Origin of the sequence: Pelosinus baikalensis, from assembly GCF_020819555.1 — a bacterium.
In the GTDB taxonomy this organism is placed as follows: Bacteria; Bacillota; Negativicutes; order DSM-13327; family DSM-13327; genus Pelosinus; species Pelosinus baikalensis.
Window position 1 is genome coordinate 1 of record NZ_JAJHJB010000007.1, and the last position, 18467, is coordinate 18467.

General features: G+C 39.0%; 21 protein-coding genes, 1 rRNA gene and 2 pseudogenes. 9 read left to right on the plus strand and 15 right to left on the minus strand.

Annotated features, from left to right (window positions below):
- A 16S ribosomal RNA gene (locus tag LMF89_RS07755) occupies positions 1-328 on the minus strand; the annotation flags it as partial.
- Positions 329-1734: 1406 nt separating this feature from the next.
- Between LMF89_RS07755 and LMF89_RS07750 the strand changes: the two genes are divergently transcribed.
- Positions 1735-1953: a hypothetical protein gene (locus tag LMF89_RS07750; protein ID WP_229534472.1), complete on the plus strand. Its 219-nt coding sequence runs from the start codon at positions 1735-1737 to the stop codon at positions 1951-1953.
- A 1285-nt stretch (positions 1954-3238) separates the two neighbouring features.
- Entirely contained in the window at positions 3239-3457 is a 219-nt protein-coding gene (locus tag LMF89_RS07745; protein ID WP_229534473.1) for a hypothetical protein, read from the plus strand.
- Between the two features lie 98 nt (positions 3458-3555).
- Here LMF89_RS07745 and larE read toward each other — a convergent pair whose 3' ends face one another.
- From larE to larC, 4 genes and pseudogenes are all read right to left on the minus strand, one after another.
- Entirely contained in the window at positions 3556-4107 is a 552-nt protein-coding gene (gene larE, locus LMF89_RS07740; RefSeq protein ID WP_500797126.1) for an ATP-dependent sacrificial sulfur transferase LarE, read from the minus strand.
- 391 nt (positions 4108-4498) lie between these two features.
- Positions 4499-4885 carry a MerR family transcriptional regulator gene (locus LMF89_RS07735; RefSeq protein ID WP_229534475.1) on the minus strand — a complete coding sequence of 129 codons (387 nt, stop codon included), beginning with the start codon at positions 4883-4885 and terminating at the stop codon, positions 4499-4501.
- Positions 4886-5043: 158 nt separating this feature from the next.
- A pseudogene (locus LMF89_RS07730) lies at positions 5044-5466 on the minus strand (NAD(P)H-dependent oxidoreductase); the annotation flags it as partial.
- Positions 5467-5599: 133 nt separating this feature from the next.
- Positions 5600-5947 carry a nickel pincer cofactor biosynthesis protein LarC gene (gene larC, locus LMF89_RS07725; protein ID WP_255711070.1) on the minus strand — a complete coding sequence of 116 codons (348 nt, stop codon included), beginning with the start codon at positions 5945-5947 and terminating at the stop codon, positions 5600-5602.
- 193 nt (positions 5948-6140) lie between these two features.
- Between larC and LMF89_RS07720 the strand changes: the two genes are divergently transcribed.
- The 3 genes and pseudogenes from LMF89_RS07720 to LMF89_RS26160 all read left to right on the plus strand — a co-directional run.
- Positions 6141-6338 (plus strand): twin-arginine translocase TatA/TatE family subunit, encoded by a 198-nt coding sequence (locus tag LMF89_RS07720; protein WP_229534477.1) that lies wholly within the window; start codon positions 6141-6143, stop codon positions 6336-6338.
- Positions 6339-6347: 9 nt separating this feature from the next.
- Complete coding sequence (locus tag LMF89_RS26165; protein ID WP_229534478.1) at positions 6348-6527, plus strand: twin-arginine translocase subunit TatC; 180 nt, start codon at positions 6348-6350, stop codon at positions 6525-6527.
- A pseudogene (locus LMF89_RS26160) lies at positions 6500-6795 on the plus strand (twin-arginine translocase subunit TatC); the annotation flags it as partial. The gene LMF89_RS26165 and the pseudogene LMF89_RS26160, both read left to right, overlap by 28 nt.
- Positions 6796-7091: 296 nt before the next feature.
- Here the strand turns inward: LMF89_RS26160 and LMF89_RS07710 are convergent.
- Positions 7092-7811 carry a carboxymuconolactone decarboxylase family protein gene (locus tag LMF89_RS07710; protein WP_229534479.1) on the minus strand — a complete coding sequence of 240 codons (720 nt, stop codon included), beginning with the start codon at positions 7809-7811 and terminating at the stop codon, positions 7092-7094.
- A gap of 345 nt (positions 7812-8156) precedes the next feature.
- On the opposite strand from LMF89_RS07710, the gene LMF89_RS07705 reads away from it, so the two are divergent.
- Positions 8157-8816 (plus strand): flavodoxin, encoded by a 660-nt coding sequence (locus LMF89_RS07705; protein ID WP_229534480.1) that lies wholly within the window; start codon positions 8157-8159, stop codon positions 8814-8816.
- 133 nt (positions 8817-8949) lie between these two features.
- Positions 8950-9618 carry a DUF4405 domain-containing protein gene (locus LMF89_RS07700; protein WP_229534481.1) on the plus strand — a complete coding sequence of 223 codons (669 nt, stop codon included), beginning with the start codon at positions 8950-8952 and terminating at the stop codon, positions 9616-9618.
- Positions 9619-9765: 147 nt separating this feature from the next.
- Here the strand turns inward: LMF89_RS07700 and LMF89_RS07695 are convergent, their stop codons facing one another.
- From LMF89_RS07695 to LMF89_RS07665, 7 genes are all read right to left on the minus strand, one after another.
- Positions 9766-10866: an MBL fold metallo-hydrolase gene (locus LMF89_RS07695; protein ID WP_369412566.1), complete on the minus strand. Its 1101-nt coding sequence runs from the start codon at positions 10864-10866 to the stop codon at positions 9766-9768.
- A 279-nt stretch (positions 10867-11145) separates the two neighbouring features.
- Positions 11146-11532 (minus strand): MerR family transcriptional regulator, encoded by a 387-nt coding sequence (locus LMF89_RS07690; RefSeq protein ID WP_229534483.1) that lies wholly within the window; start codon positions 11530-11532, stop codon positions 11146-11148.
- Between the two features lie 71 nt (positions 11533-11603).
- Positions 11604-11909: a hypothetical protein gene (locus tag LMF89_RS07685; protein ID WP_229534484.1), complete on the minus strand. Its 306-nt coding sequence runs from the start codon at positions 11907-11909 to the stop codon at positions 11604-11606.
- Positions 11910-11932: 23 nt separating this feature from the next.
- Positions 11933-12229 carry an aldo-keto reductase family protein gene (locus tag LMF89_RS07680; protein WP_229534485.1) on the minus strand — a complete coding sequence of 99 codons (297 nt, stop codon included), beginning with the start codon at positions 12227-12229 and terminating at the stop codon, positions 11933-11935.
- Positions 12230-12262: 33 nt separating this feature from the next.
- Positions 12263-13384, minus strand: coding sequence for an aldo/keto reductase (locus tag LMF89_RS07675; protein ID WP_229534486.1), 1122 nt, complete (start codon positions 13382-13384; stop codon positions 12263-12265).
- Positions 13385-13504: 120 nt separating this feature from the next.
- Positions 13505-14506: an aldo/keto reductase gene (locus LMF89_RS07670; RefSeq protein WP_229534487.1), complete on the minus strand. Its 1002-nt coding sequence runs from the start codon at positions 14504-14506 to the stop codon at positions 13505-13507.
- Positions 14507-14724: 218 nt separating this feature from the next.
- Positions 14725-14862, minus strand: a complete 138-nt coding sequence (locus LMF89_RS07665; RefSeq protein WP_229534488.1) for a hypothetical protein — start codon at positions 14860-14862, stop codon at positions 14725-14727.
- 703 nt (positions 14863-15565) lie between these two features.
- Here LMF89_RS07665 and LMF89_RS26155 point away from each other — a divergent pair.
- Both LMF89_RS26155 and LMF89_RS07655 read left to right on the plus strand, forming a co-directional pair.
- Complete coding sequence (locus LMF89_RS26155; RefSeq protein ID WP_229534489.1) at positions 15566-16627, plus strand: GDSL-type esterase/lipase family protein; 1062 nt, start codon at positions 15566-15568, stop codon at positions 16625-16627.
- A gap of 122 nt (positions 16628-16749) precedes the next feature.
- The gene (locus tag LMF89_RS07655) at positions 16750-16947 is read left to right on the plus strand and encodes a hypothetical protein (protein ID WP_229534490.1); all 198 of its coding nucleotides are present in this window, start codon (positions 16750-16752) and stop codon (positions 16945-16947) included.
- Positions 16948-17632: 685 nt separating this feature from the next.
- On the opposite strand, the gene LMF89_RS25690 is transcribed toward LMF89_RS07655, so the two are convergent.
- Positions 17633-17755: a hypothetical protein gene (locus tag LMF89_RS25690; RefSeq protein ID WP_007957618.1), complete on the minus strand. Its 123-nt coding sequence runs from the start codon at positions 17753-17755 to the stop codon at positions 17633-17635.
- Positions 17756-18017: 262 nt separating this feature from the next.
- Positions 18018-18422, minus strand: a complete 405-nt coding sequence (locus LMF89_RS07650) for a GFA family protein (protein ID WP_229534491.1) — start codon at positions 18420-18422, stop codon at positions 18018-18020.
- Positions 18423-18467 lie beyond the last annotated feature (45 nt).

Sequence of the window (18467 nt, forward strand, 5' to 3'; positions counted from 1 at the left end):
CCAGTGTGGCCGTTCATCCTCTCAGACCGGCTACTGATCGTCGCCTTGGTGAGCCATTACCTCACCAACTAGCTAATCAGACGCAGACCCATCTTCTAGTGATAGCTTATAAATAGAGGCCACCTTTAGTATCTTAAGTATGCACTCAAAATACAACATTCGGTATTAGCACCACTTTCGCAGTGTTGTCCCCAGCTAGAAGGTAGGTTGTCTACGCGTTACTCACCCGTTCGCCACTAAAATTCCATTGCTGAAATCTCCGTTCGACTTGCATGTGTTAGGCACGCCGCCAGCGTTCGTCCTGAGCCAGGATCAAACTCTCCATAAAAGTTTATTTATGAAGAACCTTGATGGCTCTTTAAAAAACAAATTGTTTATGTCAGTTCATTTGCATGAACCAACTGTTTTGTACTCCAAACGAGTACCGCACATCTGGCTTATTTTAACCTTACTTACATTGTTTAGTTTTCAAGGAACACATATTTTCATAACATCGCCATCGTTTTTGGCGACAACTTTTAAAGTATATCATTTTAAAAAATCTTTGTCAATATTTTTTTGTTTTTTTGCTGTCGTGTTTAGCAGCTTGCTTATAGTAACACGAGCTACTACTCTATGTCAACACTTATTACACTAATTATTCCAACAAAGTTTATATTACAAAAAACGAAATGCTTTCTCAAATGATGGGTAAATTCTTTTAAGGAGTTCAATGTTGCACTTTCAGCACCTTCCATCACAATAACTGATGCTAACACTATTTCATTCTTTGTCAACTCTATCTCTATAAACGGCGAAAATAAAGTAATCGTCTAGCTTGAAGATAGACGATTCATGATATTAAAAAATGCACACTAACAGTTTTTGAATTATACTAACTAAACAATGTAATAATTGAGCTGCCCGCAGTATATACCACCAATACTCCTGCAAAAATTACAATTGGATGGTTGCGCCATTCAAATTCCTTTCTATTATGATCCATAAGTCACCTCTTCGTATCTTTTCAACAATTAATATATATACTTTTATATTTATAATATAGGATAGTTATTACAATCTAAACACAAAACTATATATATTTAACAACAAATGAAGAACCAGACCTTGTTCTATGACTATATCCTTGTTCCATCCTTCTTAATTAACGACTATTTATCTGATAATTCGCTAAGACTATATAAATATAATACTAAGCCTGCAGTCAATATAATATGGACTATGTTAAATAACCAATCTCCTAAAATCATAATATCACCTCCTTACTTCTAGATAAGCATTAATATTATTATGGAATTATGTATAAAGTTTTATAAACCACTACCTGTCGATCACCTACTTTTATATTACAAAAAAACTATGACGAAAATGTGACGAGAACAAATAATAGCCGCCTACCTTAAAATCAAAGATAGACGGCTACTCTTACTACTCTTATTATTTTGCGAGAAATCTAGCAATAACTATGATCCCTGAAACCTTAAGCAATTCCATAGTCGAGACCATAATTGACGTGTTTAAAGGTATGTCCGAAGATATGATCAACTCCATACCTGAAACTAAAACTACAATCATAGCTGATGCCATGACCGAATCCTCCAAAGCCATGCCCAACCACCTCAAATAATCTGTTTACTACTATACTATGTAATGAAGAAATAACGGTGCCAATAGAAAGTCGCTATGTAAAGTAATGAAAAGACAATTATAAAGCATTACTAAGGGGGTGTTAACATGAAATGTCCAATGTGCGGTACAAATACACAATTTAATTTCTTATATTGTCCCAATTGCGGCTATAAAATAGCTCTAGAGGTTGAGCAGCCAATACCAAATTGGAGACAACTGCCAGGTTTTCGTTCTAAGACACCATGGAAGATGATCCTAGCTATAATGATTTACGTATGGATATTACTCGCAATTGTTGCTTCCTTTTTTGGAGGTATAATATAATGGGCTACAAACGCCTCACCTAAGACAATATGATTATTGATATAATAAATTCTACCTATACCAAAAGCAAAACCATGTCCTGGAGTTTTTTCTCCTCAGACATGGTTTCAGATGTTATTGCAATACATCATTTTTTGCTATTGATATAAATACATGCCATTTGATAATGATTGTCAATTAAAATTTCCTTTTTTGATACTACTAAATTTATATTTTAAAGTATAAGAAAAAGCACCTTAAAAGATGCTCTTGCTAGTAATGAACATTAAACTTTTTAACGTAAAAATTTGATCGTAAAATCGGGTAAATAGTTATTGAAGTAAACACATTTCGGTTTTAAATCCATTATCTTTAATTATCCTTTAATACTACGCCTCAATCAGCAAAAAATCCTAAAGAAATTTGGTCTTAGATTTAGAAGTCTGGAAAATCTTCAACCTTTTCCATGTTGCTTAGTTGTTCCATCGCTTCATTTTTGGTCTTGCCAATAATTTTACCTTGTTTTGTTTTAAAATTTAAGAAAAAAAATCCATCATTAGATACAACAATTGCTGAAGTTTTGTCGTTACTGAATATTGGAGTAGTAAAATCTGTACTCTTACTTATGATAACCCTCTCCCTTTATTGTCTGATGATTCCGAATATACTTCTATCTTATCCAATAAGAGGTAATATTATCCTGTTAAAATTAAAATCATCAGATAATTACAAAATTTTTATCAGTATCATAAGGTTCTTAAATTAGAGAAGTTATCGAAACCAGCCAAATTCAATTTTATCCTTCTTGCTACAGTGCACTTATATAGATTATCTGCTGAAGATTTGAAGGTTCATTAGATCTTCTTTATTAATTAATGGATGGGTAAGTATAGAATACGATTTACCTGGACATACTCTTATTGACGACCTCTCTTGTCGTTTTTTAACACTTCTTCTCTCCCATTTTTTTATGGCTCTCCTAAGGAGAGCTCTTTTTTTATTTTATTGCACATAAAGCAATGAAACGAATATGATACAGTAGTACAATTGCTTACATAGCAATAATCTACTGGCTGCTTGTTTTAAGCAGTCAGTATTTTTTATAGCCAACAGATAAATCACTCTTATTTACTATAGATCATATTATGTATAAACGATACTTCTATCAGTATTTAGGAGGTGATACTATTCATGGATTATCGTAAATGGGAAGATCCTGAGATTGAAGATTGGGAAGAAGACCCGAATTCCAGGAAAAAACTGTATGCATCAAATTTATGGGAATTCGGCCTAGGATGCTATCCTAGTGATTCTTGCTATCCTAGTGATTCTTGCTCTCCTTGGTGTTGCCGACCTAGAAGAGACTGTTGGCCGGATCAAGTCTGCTGGCCAAGACGATTCTGCTGGCCAAGGCAGAGCTGTTGGCCGAGAAGAGGTTGCTGGCCTTGGAAAGGCTGCTGGCCGAGACAAGGCTGCTGTCCACGTTAATATAGCTTATACTTATATTAAGAAATACACGGGTTAAAGCAACTCACTTTAACCCGTGTATTACAATAAAAAAAAGAGCAAACTCATTACAGTAGTTAACTCTCTTAATATCCCATTATTTTCCGACCATTTGATTCATACTCCCCATCTGATAACCCGAAATATCCAGCGTAACATACGTAAATCCTTTTTTTTTATTTCACTTACAATCTCATTTGTAGTTACCAGGTTTGCCAGCGAAGCAAACTGCTCCAGCTGCAACTCAATGCGGGCTAAATTCCCATGATGCCGGACCCGAATCTGACCAGAAAAGTTTTTCTTGAGCAATGCCTCTGCTGTCTCTACCTGCTTTAAACGTTCGGCAGTAACCGGTAACCCATAGGCAATTCTTGAAGATAGACAGGCCGCACTGGGCTTATTGTAAGTAGGTAGACCCCACTCTTTGGAAAGTCGCCTGATATCCTGTTTGGTTAAGCCAGCCTCCAGTAACGGGCTACTGACACCGGCCATTTCGTTCACCGCCTTCATCCCAGGACGAAAACCGGCAACATCATCGGCATTGGAGCCTTCAAGCACCCATTTGTAACCCTGTTCTTCTGCCCAGGCGGCTAATGCTGAAAACCTCACCTTTTTACAATAGTAGCAACGCGCCGCATCTGGAGACAAACTCAGGACTTTCCAATTCACTGATGGTCATCAGTTTATGCTTTATCCCAATTTGCCCGGCAAAAACAACAGCGTCCTCTACCTCATTTTGCGGAAGAGTTTCGGAACAGGCAGTAATAGCGATAGCTTTATCACCTAACGCATTATAAGCAGCAGCAGCCGCCAGAGAAGCCTACTACAACGCTTTCCCTTTGTTTTAAGAGGTTTATCAGCTTATTTAACTTTTCTTCAAGCTTAATCATGAGTCAACTCCTTTCCTTTTTCTTTGCAGATTATCTCATTGGATTAATAATACCTGCGATACTGCCTGATGATTATCACATTTAACATAATCTATATTCTGACAGGTGTAGTTGATCAAAGTTCAAGTCGATTTGTCCTTATTCAATTCAATACCTTTTTACCCACAAAACTAATCCTCCGGTCTTTTTAGTGCTTTTTCTTTTTCAATTATTGCTTGTTCATAGCTTGCAATTTTATAATCCAGGCGTTCCAGCGTTTTCCTCATATCTTCCATTCTTTTTATTATCTGCTTACGCTGCTCGATAAAGAGTTCTTTTCTTGCCTCAATGGTTTCATCACCCTGTTGAAACAGCCCAATATACTCAATCAAGACTTCAATCGGAAGACCTGCACTTCGCATACATTTGATAAATTCGACCCACTTACAGTCTTCTTCAGTATAATCCCTGATTCTGCTTTTATTGCGGTTCACACGAGGAAGCAGTCCGATGCGTTCATAATAGCGGAGTGTATCCTGTGAAACATCAAATTTTTCACTTACTTCTGTAATCGTCACGCGGTTTCACCTCCTGATATCCGATATCATAGCATTTGGAGTTAACTCCAAGTCAAGAGTTTTTAAATAGCAGCCAAAAATATACACGATCACGTTCGCAAAGTCTTATAGCTTTAAAACACCTTACTAGCAGACAGGGCGTAAGTCATGAAAGAAAGTCACACTGCTCTTTCAAGAATCTTGTGGCTTATATCCAATGTAAGATCCTGAGTTTCCGAAAGTGCTATCATCCCATGAGCCTTTAGTTGTTCAATAACAACTGGTATTTTATCAGCTCCGACGCCATATTGGGACAGATGAGTTTTGGCACCAAGGCTTTCAAAGAATTCTCTAGTTTTCTGAATTGCCAAGTCTACTTTTTCCTCTTCGCTGCCACTTTCTATATGCCATACACGTTCTGCATATTGCAGAAGTTTAGCGTGTTTTTGTTCGCGTCTTCCCGCCCTTCTGGCAGAAACAATAGCGGCTGCAGGTTTCAAATAAAAAATTTGTTTACCAGAACATCGATCAGCAAAGAAAACGCGGTCTAAAAATGAAGTAATGGCACCTCCTGCAGACGCATAATGTACAGGGGAACCGAATACAAACCCGTCACGTCTCCCGCCATATCGAGAAAATCATTGATTCTGAATTTGTCATCGGGTTCACCGTTACGCGTCTTCCTCCTGGAATATCTTAAGATATAGACTGCATTATTGGTTTCCTAGTGTCGCATTAAAACTCGTTAGCCTCCATCATTTTGCAAACCTCTTTTGTATGCTCTTCTCTCTTATCATTTCTATCTTCGTAGCCAAGATATATTCTTAAAACGTTAGGAATCTCAAGCTCTCTATGACCTATCCCATAGCCAATCTTTTCTACTGAAAAGTCCATATGGTCTGTAAATGTATCCACATTTGCCGCCAATATCGCGGCCCCAGTAGGCGTAGTCGTTTCAAAAGGTACTATACCTGATTTCACGGGAATATTCTTTAAAATTTCAATAGTTGCCGGAGCAGGAATGGGGATAATACCATGAGTACATTTCACAAATCCTCCTCCTACCTGAACCGATGAAGCCATAATCTTATCGTCATGTTTACCAATTGAAATTCAGTCTAGCACTTTGATTTAGCTCCAAGTCAAGTGTTTTTTTTAGGAAGAGTACAGTTAAGGCTGTGAAAAAAATATTTATAAAATTTATTGACTTTGAGTACACTCAAAGTTGTAACATAAAATATAAAACAATACTTTATAGAATGAAGGTGATGTAGATATGTTTAATATGGGCATGACGGAATTAATATTAATCTTGGTGATTGCTTTAGTAGTGTTCGGACCGGGGAAACTTCCCGAAGTTGGCAAGGCGCTAGGAAGGGGTATTCAGGAATTTCGCAGTGCTACCAGCGGGGAAAGTGCTAAAGAAGAGATCAAGGAATTAAAGAACGAAGTAAAGGCAGAAGAAAAAAAGTGAGGCAGAGTTATGACCACACCATCGCAGTATGACGAGGAGCCCCTCGATACTCCGCTTTCTGCAACACCGTCGTCCGTAGTTTTATTTTTTATCGGTATCCTTTTCTCTTATTTTTTTGTTTTGCCGGCTGGCATACAGTTTTTTTTGAACTTTGCAACGGAAAGTCTGCAGCCCATGTTTTTTCGTTAGGAGAGTATCTGTCATTTGTTATTTCTCTCCTGCTGCCGTTTGGCTTTATTTTTGAGTTGCCTTTGTTATACTGTTGTTGGCAAAGTTGGGTATTATCAGTTCTTCTTCTTTAAAAAGGAAGTGCAAAATGGTTTTGGTGTTGGCCTTTGTGGTCGGTGCTGTTGTTTCGCCGACACCGGCCGTATTTTCTCAAACGATGATTGCGGTTCCTATGATACTTTTGTATGAAATCAGTATCCTCTTAGTAAAGTATGTTCTGCGTAAATAGTTATAGAATGTCTTGTACTATACAGGAAAGAGCAGTAAATTCCCAACACTCTGCACAATTTACGTCTGATTTCCGCACTTCTCGAGACTTTTATAATCGCCGCAGTATTTCCATCTGGACGTGGGCTTCATTGAATGCTACCACTTTCATTGCGATCACCTCTTAACATTTATACAAGAAATATTCAAGGCTGCCGACAATACTTTGTCGACAGCCTTGTTTTAGGCCTGAAAAAAAGTGTACCTCAAAGACCATCTCTGAATGCAGACCTCATATCCCACATGATGCCAGTAGCGTTATCTGTTGCTCAAAACTATATTCAAAACTTCTTTGGCATTATCGGCTTCTTTTTTACCAACTTTAGCTTCGAGCACGGATATCAGGCTCATCATCTGAGCTTCAGTCAGATCAGTATTAAACCCGACTTTGAAATGTGACTGAAGCTGGCTGTTGACACCTTCCATGCTGGCTAGGGCCGAAATGGTCGCGATCTCCCTGCTCTGGAAATCGATATTGTCGCGTCCGAAGATGTCACCAAATAGGTGGTCTTTCAAGAAGGCGTCTATTGCTGGAGTGAAAGTATAAATTGCCCCGCTGGCAGGTGCTCCTATCAAGCTTGTCTGAATTTCTGTTCCGAGTTCGATTCTGCTTTTGTTGGTAGGCAAGGGGCTTGCTTCCTTACCAATCTCGTCCTTGATGCCTTTGGCTTTGCGTTCTTCCATGACGCTCATAAAGGTACTGATTCCGTTTAGGCTGCGCGGGAAACCACAATAGGCGTACATCTGCACGAGGACTTCTTTGATTTCATTAACAGTCAACCCGGCATCCAGTCCTTCGTTCAAAGCTGTTTTCAGCTTCTCCAAATCGCCTTTGGCTGTGAAGGCCGCAATTGTGACGATACCCTGCTGTTTTGCGTTCAAGCCTTGGTTATTTGTAGTCTGTGCCTGGGAAACAGTTGTCAGACTAAACACTGAAATAAAAATGCCTGTTAAAATCGCAGCTAGTTTTTTTCTCATGATAGTATCTCCTTTACTTTTAAACTTTACACAGTGTTAAAAAATTACCGGCTGTTGCCCTACTATATTGGATTAATAACTTTGCCGCCTCCGTGTAATTTTCGCAGCGCGCTACAGCCAAACATATACATTTTTTTACTTATGTTGCATCTTTTTTGTTATTGTACAATCTAGAGTTAACTCTATGTCAAGAGAAAAATTTTTCGAATTTTTTCTTGACTTGGAGTTAACACCATCCTGTAAGATGAAAAAAGCTGTTGAGGTTTAGAGGGTTAATTTTGACCTCATAGGTGATTACAGCAGCAATATATTTGTGGATCAGTAATAATTAAGGAGGATCACGTCATGAAAAAAATGTTAGCGTTGGCCCTTACATTGATAATGGCCCTCTCCCTCACTGCCTGCAGTGGAAATAATAGTGGCGTTCAGGCGGGCAATGGCCCCAATGTTGCCGCTCAGGAAAAAACCAGTCCGCTAAATACAAAAACTGAAAGTGGGGATCAAAAACAGATGGATTCGACAAGAAAAAAGATTCTTATCGCTTATTTTTCGCGCACCAGCAACACTCGTGAAATTGCCAACCAAATTCACGAAAACGTCGGCGGCGATCTCTTTGAAATCGTGACGGTAAACCCGTATCCCGCAGATTACAACGGGACCGTTGATCAGGCGAAACGAGAACAGGAAAATAACTCCAGGCCAAAGCTTACAGCAGAGGTTAAAAATATGGATTCTTATGATGTGGTTTTCGTTGGTTATCCCAACTGGTGGGGTACAATGCCAATGGCCGTATTTACCTTTTGGGAGGGATATAATTTCTCCGGGAAAACCATCATACCCTTCAGCACCCACGAAGGAAGCGGCCTTGGTCGAAGTGTCAACGATATCCGTGCGCTTTGCCCGCAAGCCACTATCCTTGATGGTCTTGCAATCAGAGGATCGGATGCGAAAAACGCACGGAATGATGTATCCGCGTGGCTGCGCAAACTTGGAATGATAAACTAGCATAATTATCCAGACTCGAAAAACACAAAGTGGATTTCGGGCCAGTCAGCGTCACATGCTATGTGGATCTGCTGCTGGCTGCGTGGTTGGATAGGCATCCTAATTTTTGTTTATTACAGAAAGGGGAGATTTTTTGAAGACAAAAACGCTTTGCAAGATGGTTATTGATCTCGTTATGACCATTCTCATGCTGGTATTAATGGCTTGCCGCCTTACCGGAAACACAATCCATGAGCTGTTAGGCGTTTCCCTGTTTATACTGTTTATTGTCCACAATATTTTGAATTGGGGATGGTATAAAACACTTCTGAAAGGAAGGTACAATACACTTCGTGTTCTTCATACAGCGGTCAATATTCTTCTTCTTGCAGCGATGCTGGCACTGATGATAAGCGGCGTAATGTTCTCTCGCACCGTGTTTGCATTTATGGACCTAAATGGTGGCTTATTCGCACGAAAGCTGCATATGCTGTCCACATATTGGGGATTTATCCTCATATCCGTGCATCTTGGAATGCACTGGGGAGTGATTATGGATACGGCGCGAAAGCTGGCAAATATTACTGCTCCGAACCGTAACCGCACATTTACCTTGCGAATTATGGCGGTATTGATCACTGTATATGGAGTGTATGCTTCTTTTAACAGAGACGTGGGTTCTAAGCTGATTTTATATTATACCTATGATTTTTGGAACTTTGACCAATCCCTTGTGTTTTTTTCTGTTGATTACCTGTCCATCATGGGGCTTTATGTCTGCGTGACTTATTATACCGTAAGACTGATTCAACAAAGATCCTAAAAAAATTTCATCATAAACTTCTGCTTTGCTATCCAAAATCAGCAACTTTATTGCGGCGATATACACAAACAACCCCCGCTTTCAGGCCTCAGCCTCAAAGCGGGGGTTGTTTTCACTCTGGAATCGTACCAAAAGGAAGTTCTATCATTATTTGGCCCTTTCCCACCAAGGAGAAAAGTGTTGTTGCTGATTTTCAAGCTCTATCGGCTGTCCGATCATTGGAGTAAGAAGCCTGTATTTCTTATTCTTACTAGCATGAGTTATTCGTTCAAACGGTTCATCCCAAGGATGGTTGGCAATGGCAAATTTTCCTACGTGCGCTGGCAACAAGGCTTTGGCCTTTAGGTCTTCGGCAGCCTGTACCGCCTCTTCCGGTGTCATATGTATATACGGCCAATTTTTGTCGTACTGGCCGTTATCTAAAATAACAAGGTCAAATCCATTTAAGCTTTCTCCAATTTGCTTAAAATGCTGCCCATAACCACTGTCGCCACTGATAAAAACTTGGTGCTGTGGAGTTACCAGTGCAAAGCCTGTCCATAAAGTCTTGTTTCTGGTCAGCATGCGCCCAGAATAATGGCGTGCAGGCAATACATGGATAATGAAATCATTTTCCAGTTCCAGTGCAGTAAACCAGTCAGCCTCATGTATAAGGTCTTTTGCAAAGCCCCATTGTTCAAAATAGGCACCTACTCCTAAACCGCAGATCACATTTTTAATTTTGGGTTTCAGAGCGGTAATAGTGGGATAATCCAGGTGATCCCAATGATCGTGAGAAATAAGCAAATAATCGATTTCCGGCATATCTTCAGCTGTGTATTGATTGGTTCCCTCAAAGGCCTTGTTTACGAAAGAAACAGGCGCTGCATAAGAACTAAATACAGGATCAATCAGAAGCCTTTTGCCTCCAAGCTGCATAAAGTACGAAGAATGTCCCAACCAAATAACTACATCCTTACTTTTGTCCAAGGTCATCAGATCTGTTTTTATTGAAGGAATGGAATCTGTCGGTGTTAAACGTTCTTTTTTGGTAAAAAGATACTCCCACCACAAAGAAGCAGAACTGGTTCCTTCGATGCGTTGAGGAGTGGGAATTAAATTCTGAAATTGCCCGTCAAGGTAATTAGACGAACTTTTGATTCTTTCAAGGCGGGAACCTTCAGGCAATGCTCCATACTTAGGCTGCTGTAGATAAAGACCTATACCAAGAGATAACATGGCAAGGCCTATTAGCGAAGCTAATAGCATTTTTCTTAACCACCTTTTCATATAATTCTCCGAAAAGATGGTTTTGGAGTAGACTTAGTAAACCCTAATTTGTAATTAAAATATGCAAATTCTCTGCATTGATTCATCTTAAGCATCTCCTTACTTTATCTGTTCACTTATAATGTAGAAATACTAAGAGGTTGCCATGACAAGAACGGTCTGCTTTAATTATTTTTTTCTCAATCTTATTCCTTAATTCTTTTACCTGAAGCATGAATTTGATAGCGAAGATAATACAAGACCTTTTCCCCCACAAAACTACTCTTCCGGCCTTATTAGTTCTTTTTCTTTTTCAACTATTGCGCGTTCAAACATGGCAATTTTATAATCCATGCGTTCCAGCGTTTTCCTCATATCTTCCATTCTTGTTATGAGTAACTTGCGCTGCTCTATAAAAAGTTCTTTTCTTGCGTCAATGGTTTCATCACCCTGTTGAAACAGCCCAATATACTCAATCAAGACTTCAATCGGAAGACCTGCACTTCGCATACATTTGATAAATTCGACCCACTTACAGTCGTCTTCCGTATAATCCCTGATTCTGCTTTTATTGCGGTTCACACGAGGAAGCAGTCCGATACGTTCATAATAGCGGAGTGTATCCTGGGAAATATCAAATTTCTCACTTACTTCTGTAATCGTCATGCGGTTTCACCCCCTAATATCCGATATCATAGCATTTGGAGTTAACTCCAAGTCAAGTATTATTAATCGTATTAATTTGGTGACCTGCATAACCCACATTCTATACACTCGCTTGCATGATGTTCTAATAAGTCATAATGATTCTTTAATGTTTCAGGAACATCTTCTTGAATTAATGCTAAATCTAAATATTTATTTACTGCTGCAATATCTATCTTTTTCGAACATGGGGCACAATGTCCACAATACATACAATGTCCGCTAAATGAACTTCTTGGAGCATTTGCAAGAACTTCACTATAATCTTTCTCTTTATTACTTGTAGTAACATAGGCAGATGCTGCAAGTATTTGATTTGTATTAGATACTCCAACCATTACGGAAGCAACTGCCGGCCTGGTTAAACAGTGACGACTTCATTAACATCCCTAGTACGCCGATATTGTCCGTTATCCCAGGTAGAACCTAGATGTCCTTGAATAACAAAGCTGCTTCGAGGATATTTACGTAACGCTTTGCCAACATTACTTCTAACTTCCGGATTTGAATTATATATGTCAATGAAATTAATACCTTCTTTGATTGCGAAATCAATCATTGCTTCGCAGTCTTTATAACTTTTATTTTCAAATCCCTCACCGCCAAGACCAATGGCACTTACCTTAATCCCGGTTCTTCCTACTATTCGATATTCCATAGTAATCCCCCATAACTATTTGCGGAAAGGAAGTTATGCTTCAAAAGTATCCGCTACATCCTTTAAAGATTTTGCAATCTCAATATGCTGCGGACAATGTCTTTCACACTGTTTACATCCGATACAGTCTGATGCTTTTCCATGTGTTTTTGTATAATTATCGTAATATACCTTTTGTATCGAAAACGCTGTTTTTAAAGATTGCTTTTCCGTATTGTATAATGCAAAATACTTGGGAATGGCTATGTTTTTCGGACAGTCCTCTACACAGTACTGACAGGCTGTACATGGAATCGCAATTGCTTCATTAATAATTGTTACAGCCTTTTTTACAATATCATATTCTTCCTGTACAAATGGTTCAAACTCCTGCATATATCCCGTATTGTCCAGTAACTGCTCCATGTCAGACATCCCACTTAACACAATCATAACTCCTTCAAGGCTTGCCGCATAACGAATAGCCCATGACGGTATGGACATATCAGGATGATATTCTTTAAATAATTCCTCTGCTTTTTCAGGCACCTTCGCAAGGTTACCACCTTTGACAGGTTCCATAACAATAACCGATTTATTATGTTTTCTGGCAACGGAGTAGCATTTCCTTGACTGAATGCTTTCATTGTCCCAATCCAGATAATTAATCTGCAACTGGACAAAATCGACTTCCGGATGTGCTGTCAGGATTTCTTCTAATAAATCCGCATGATCATGATAAGAAAATCCCATCTGTCTAATTTTTCCTTCTTTTTTCTTTTCTTGAACAAATGCAAAACTATCTAATCTTTGAGCTGTCTCATAATTCGTTACACCAAGGTTGTGAAGAAGATAGTAATCGAAGTAATCTACACCACATTTTTCTAACTGCTCGTTAAAAATTCTTTCCTGATCTTCTCTGGTTTTCAAAAACATTGTTGGTAATTTTGTGGCTACCGTGAAGCTGTCTCTTTTATGACGCTTTACCAAAGCCTCTCTAATAGCTATCTCACTTTTACCCGCATGATACATATAAGCTGTATCAAAATAAGTAAAGCCTCTTTCCAAAAAAGTATCTACCATTTGATTTAATGTATCCATATCAATACTTGTCGGATCATCCTGACCCTTTACCGGTAATCGCATGAAGCCAAATCCTAATTTTTTCTGTTCCATCTCTTATTTCCTCCTGTTCTTTTTTTTTACAAAAGCAGCAAACCAGTTACCTGATTTCAGGCACCTGGTTCGCTACCGGTAAGTTTAAACATCGATTCACTTATACAAAGTATCTAATTTTTATTTTTTTACAAATTTGCTCTCACGGGCACTGTAGCGTGGCCCGATATTTGGATACTTCTTTAATAAGTTTTCGATCTCTTCCAGATCCTTAGCAGTCAGAGTTACATCTGCCGCACCTGTATTTTCTTCCAGATATTTTCTACGTTTTGTTCCAGGAATAGGAATGATGTTATCACTTTGTACCATTACCCATGCTATGGCAAGCTGCGCAGGTGTGCAATTTTTACCTGCGGCAAATTCGGCAAATTCAGATGCTAATTTTTGATTATTATCTAAATATTCTCCATTATAGCGTGGCAGATTTTTGCGGAAATCATTTGATGCAAGTGTACTCACATTGAGATTGTTTGTAATCAATCCACGACTTAACGGAGCAAACGGAACGAATGTTATACCTAACTCTTTTGTTAATGGAAGAATCTCTTTTTCCACTTCACGGGTGAGCAAAGAGTATTCACTTTGTACCGCAGTTATCGGGTGGACAGCATACGCCTTTTTCAAATCCTCTGGTGTACACTCACTTAAACCTAAGTACCGCACTTTTCCTTCCTTTACCAGTTCAGACATGGCACCTACTGTTTCTTCTACAGGAACAGTAGGATCAACACGGTGTGCATAATAAAGATCAATGGTATCGATTTTCAAACGTCTGAGACTGCCCTCAACGGCCTGCTTCATCCACTTCGGGGAAGCGTCAAGATAAGTATCACCGCCAACAAATGCATCTCCTTTTGTATCTCTTACACGGAAAGCAAATTTCGTTGCAATAAAAATCTTATTGCGGTTCGGAACCAGCACTTTAGAAATCAGTTCTTCATTTGCGCCGTTTCCATAAATATCAGCAGTATCCCAGAAGTTTATCCCAAGATCTAATGCATATTGTAAAGTGGCAATACTTTCTTTATCATTTTTCTGCCCGTAAGCAGTGCTCATTCCCATGCAGCCTAACCCAACTGCTGATACTTCAATGTCTGTTTTTCCTAGTTTTCTGTATTTCATAGTAATAACCCCCCTTTTTTTACTTGTTTTTACTTGTCTATAATTTTTTTCTTCCTGCTATATAAACTCTATCACTTGGAGTTTGCTCCAAGTCAATAGTTTTTTCAATTTTAATAATATCGCGTCACTTAGAGTTCACTATAAATTATGAACTATTCATACGTTCGATCAGGTAATGACAATACGAAATACCAATAACTTACATAGCAGATTATCGTTTAAATTGCATGAAACGTAGTCCATTTTCCACTTATATTCCGGTATACGAAAATCTGCGCTATGATTACTGGCAAAAATAATTTGAATAAATCCTTATTAGTAAATAACTGTTTCGCTGCCACAGATTTCTGCTCCAATCTTATTCCTCCAATTTTATACGCTTTTTCCCATTTCATATGCCTGCTTCATTCCAGGTTGTTCTTTAATGTCCCCCTTATTCCAGGCTCCAGTCCCGTAAATAATACCTTTTTCTTTTGCTTGTTTTGCCGTACAACTATTTCATTCTATAATTTTAATTTCACGCAACCATTTAGTTATCTCGGGTTGCGTGGTTTTTATTTTATTGCCCTCAACTACCAAACCTTCGAGAATAGTTGATTGCGGATAGTTGGATATCTGTTTTTCCTGCAATCATCATGTTTCCCCCTTGAAATTAAGTCTAGTACTTGGAGTTAACTCACAGTCAAGTGTTTTTTTGAGTGCACTTAAGTTACACCCTCGTCATTTATTAAAGCCATATGAGTCAAATGCACGAGATGATAAAGAGCTATGGAGAATTATCTAAAATAGAAAGTACAGACACATTCGAAAAGCTATCCTGGGATAATCCAGGATAGCTTTTCGCGGGTTGCAAATTAGGTGGGATTTTCCGCGCCGCATTATTGAGCTAGTTTGGGTTTGAAAAATTTTTATAAGACCTATTGACTTTGAGTCTACTCAAAGTTGTAACATAAAATGTAGTTCAAAATTTTATCCATTCAGTTGAACAGCATAGCTAATACTACAAATGAGCTCAGGTATTTTAATTGAACTCTTCATAATGGTAAAGGAGGGGAACTTGTGAGAAGAAAATTATATAGAAATACTTTTTTGATCAGCTTCTTATTGAGTCTTGCAACGCTCCTCTGGGCAGGATGTTTTATTTCCGAAACCATCGAGGTGGTATCTGCATGGGCTGAATGCAGGACAAATTCACGGGAAAATAAACCAGTTCCAACCGTTCATTTTTCCCATCAAAAACCGGCTTCTATAAAACCTGTGCTGACCTGGACCAAAATCGAAGGGGCGGTGGCTTATGAAATAGAGTTATTAACCAAACCACCGGAGAATCCCGATAAACCCGTATCATATCCAAACTGTTTCTTTTCAACAAACAAAATCTATGTTAACGGGTTTAACGCTGACCTATCTAAGTATTACAAGAGTGAATCCTTCTATTGGCGTGTTCGCGGACTGGATATTGATGGCAACCCTATAGGTTTTTTTTCTGATGCGGAAAAAGTATATATCGATCGGCAACAAGACGTTATTCAAAAACCTGTCCCTACTTCAATTTTCAATCAGAGCGCTGGTGCTACGTTGCTGTATCCGGTTTATGCATGGATTCCAATCACAGGAACTGAAAAGTATGAAGTTGAAATATTAGATGATTTGCCGGAGAACCCCAACGGGGTTGCTCCATCCATCCACAGGATCGAATCAGCTATAGCTATAGGGTTTGACTACTATGATGAAGAGCCTAGAATTGCCGAGAAACCGTTTTATTGGAGGGTGCGGGGGCTTGACCAGAATGAAAACCCAGTTAAGGTGTATTCGGATGCCGGACAATTTAGTGTTAATCCCAATATGCATGTTGCTGTGGCGACATTCGGTGATAGCATTACTCATGGTGGTGGTAGTGTTTCCTATTCACCAGCGGATTGGGAGTACAGCTATCAGTATTATCTTGATTTTCCAAGTGTAAACCTTGGGAAAAGCGGCGATACCAGTCAAACCATGGTTGAGAGATTTGAGCAGGATGTTTTACCTTTCCATCCTCAGTATCTCATAATTTTGGCCGGTACAAACAGTCTACGTGGAGGAGTAACAGCGGAAAATGTTATAGCAGATTTGAAGTCCTGAAAGAAAAATGTCTCGTCAACAATATCCGGCCTGTATTTTTGACGCTGCCGCCAATTAATCCGGACAATATCAAAAAAGTATTTAATGAATCCACGGCTCCGGACTGGCAGGAGCAAATACGGTTGGTTAACAATTTTATCCGGACTCAGGTACATATCGATGTGGCGCGCGATATGGAATACACCAATGGAATCCTTCCTTCGAAATTGGCAGTTGACGGGCTGCATTTGGACATCGAAGGGAAAAATAAAATTGCGGCTGCCGTAAATGCGAACTGGGCTCGTATTACAGAATTAGCCCAGCAGAGCAGTATCGAATGATTTATCACCGTTTTTCAAATGCCTGCCCATGAGGGCCCCCTTGAAGGCTGTTTTTCTGACTTTGATCCGGTAAAACCGGACTACTAGATTTGGGAAAATAACCAGGCAAAATTGTCGAAGCTAGTCCTACTGATGCAACAACTTTTAAAATCCCGGCGATTCATTACGAGTCCCTTTAAGTTGCTTCAATCGTCATTTATGCACCTTTAAAATCAGTCTAGCACTCGGATTTAACTCCAAGTCAATTGTTTTTTTAGGGAGAGTACAGTTAAGGCTGCACTCCCAGCATATATCAAGGCTATATGAGGCAAATGCACGAGATGATGTCGTAAAGGAAAAGAGCAAATGAAGATTTATCTGAAATAAAAAATGTAGACACATTTAAAAAAGGGGCCGTTTTGAAGCGTAAGAGTTTCAACACGGCCCCTTAATTTTTATGCGGAGTGTGAAAAACGTGTCGAATAGGTTTCCATTGAGCGGCAGCAGATAAGATTAGCTGATATCCTCTAGGATCAACCCCAAATTTATTAATAAATACCACCACATGATACTCACCTCTTCTGCTTAGCTATCATACAATATATTAATTGACGATAAAGGAGGAATACTTATGGGTTTAGGTTTTGGAGGTGGTCGTAATGGCTTCGGCGGTTCCGGCTGTATTATTATTATAATTATTATCTTATTATTTTTCTGTTGCGATAATAACGATTGTTCCTCTGGTTGTTAATTTTTCTATACTAATCCGCCAAACCGTTTCCTCTTGCAAACCACGTTTCCACCAAGACGTGGTTGCTTTTTTTTGCATAAAAGAAACCGCCCTATTTGACGGTTTCATACGTACTATTACATCTTCATATTTTGCCTACCAAGTAAAAAATACGTTGGCAAATGGTAGGCAAATCCAACATGATTGATCTTTTATTCCCCTGAACCCTTGATATTCCTAGTTAGTAGAGTTACGCACTCCACATGCCTGAGGAGACAAAAAAGATGACAGTTGGACCTGGTGGAGCCTTGGTGGATAAGTTCATGTTTCACCAATTATTTAGTGAATTGTGCGCAGTTAGTTAAATCTTCGGGAGTTGCTCGAACTTTGGTACTTTCTCTAAGTCGTTATCCCAGTTAGCCTTGTTTGCAAAATAAATATGCCCTTGAGGCTTAATGTGTATATCACTGTCAACACACCCTGCTGGAACAACCAACAACTTTCCATCCAACTGAATATTGGGGAGTGCCGATCCGCAATTGGTGCAGAAGCTTTTCGCGTGCCCATCTGAATTTAAGTTAAAGGTTTTTGCTTTATTTTTACCCGACAACCATCTTAACTTGGCTGTAGAAGAAAACAGATTAGCGGCATGAGCTGAGCCTGTATCTTTACGGCAGCGCTCACAATGACAAAGAAAGAAACTCTCAAACTCTCCTTCGATCTCGAAAGTAATTTCGCCACAAAGACATGATCCTGTGTATTTCATAATGATATCTCCTCGTTTAAATTGTCTCGATTTAAGTGATGTATA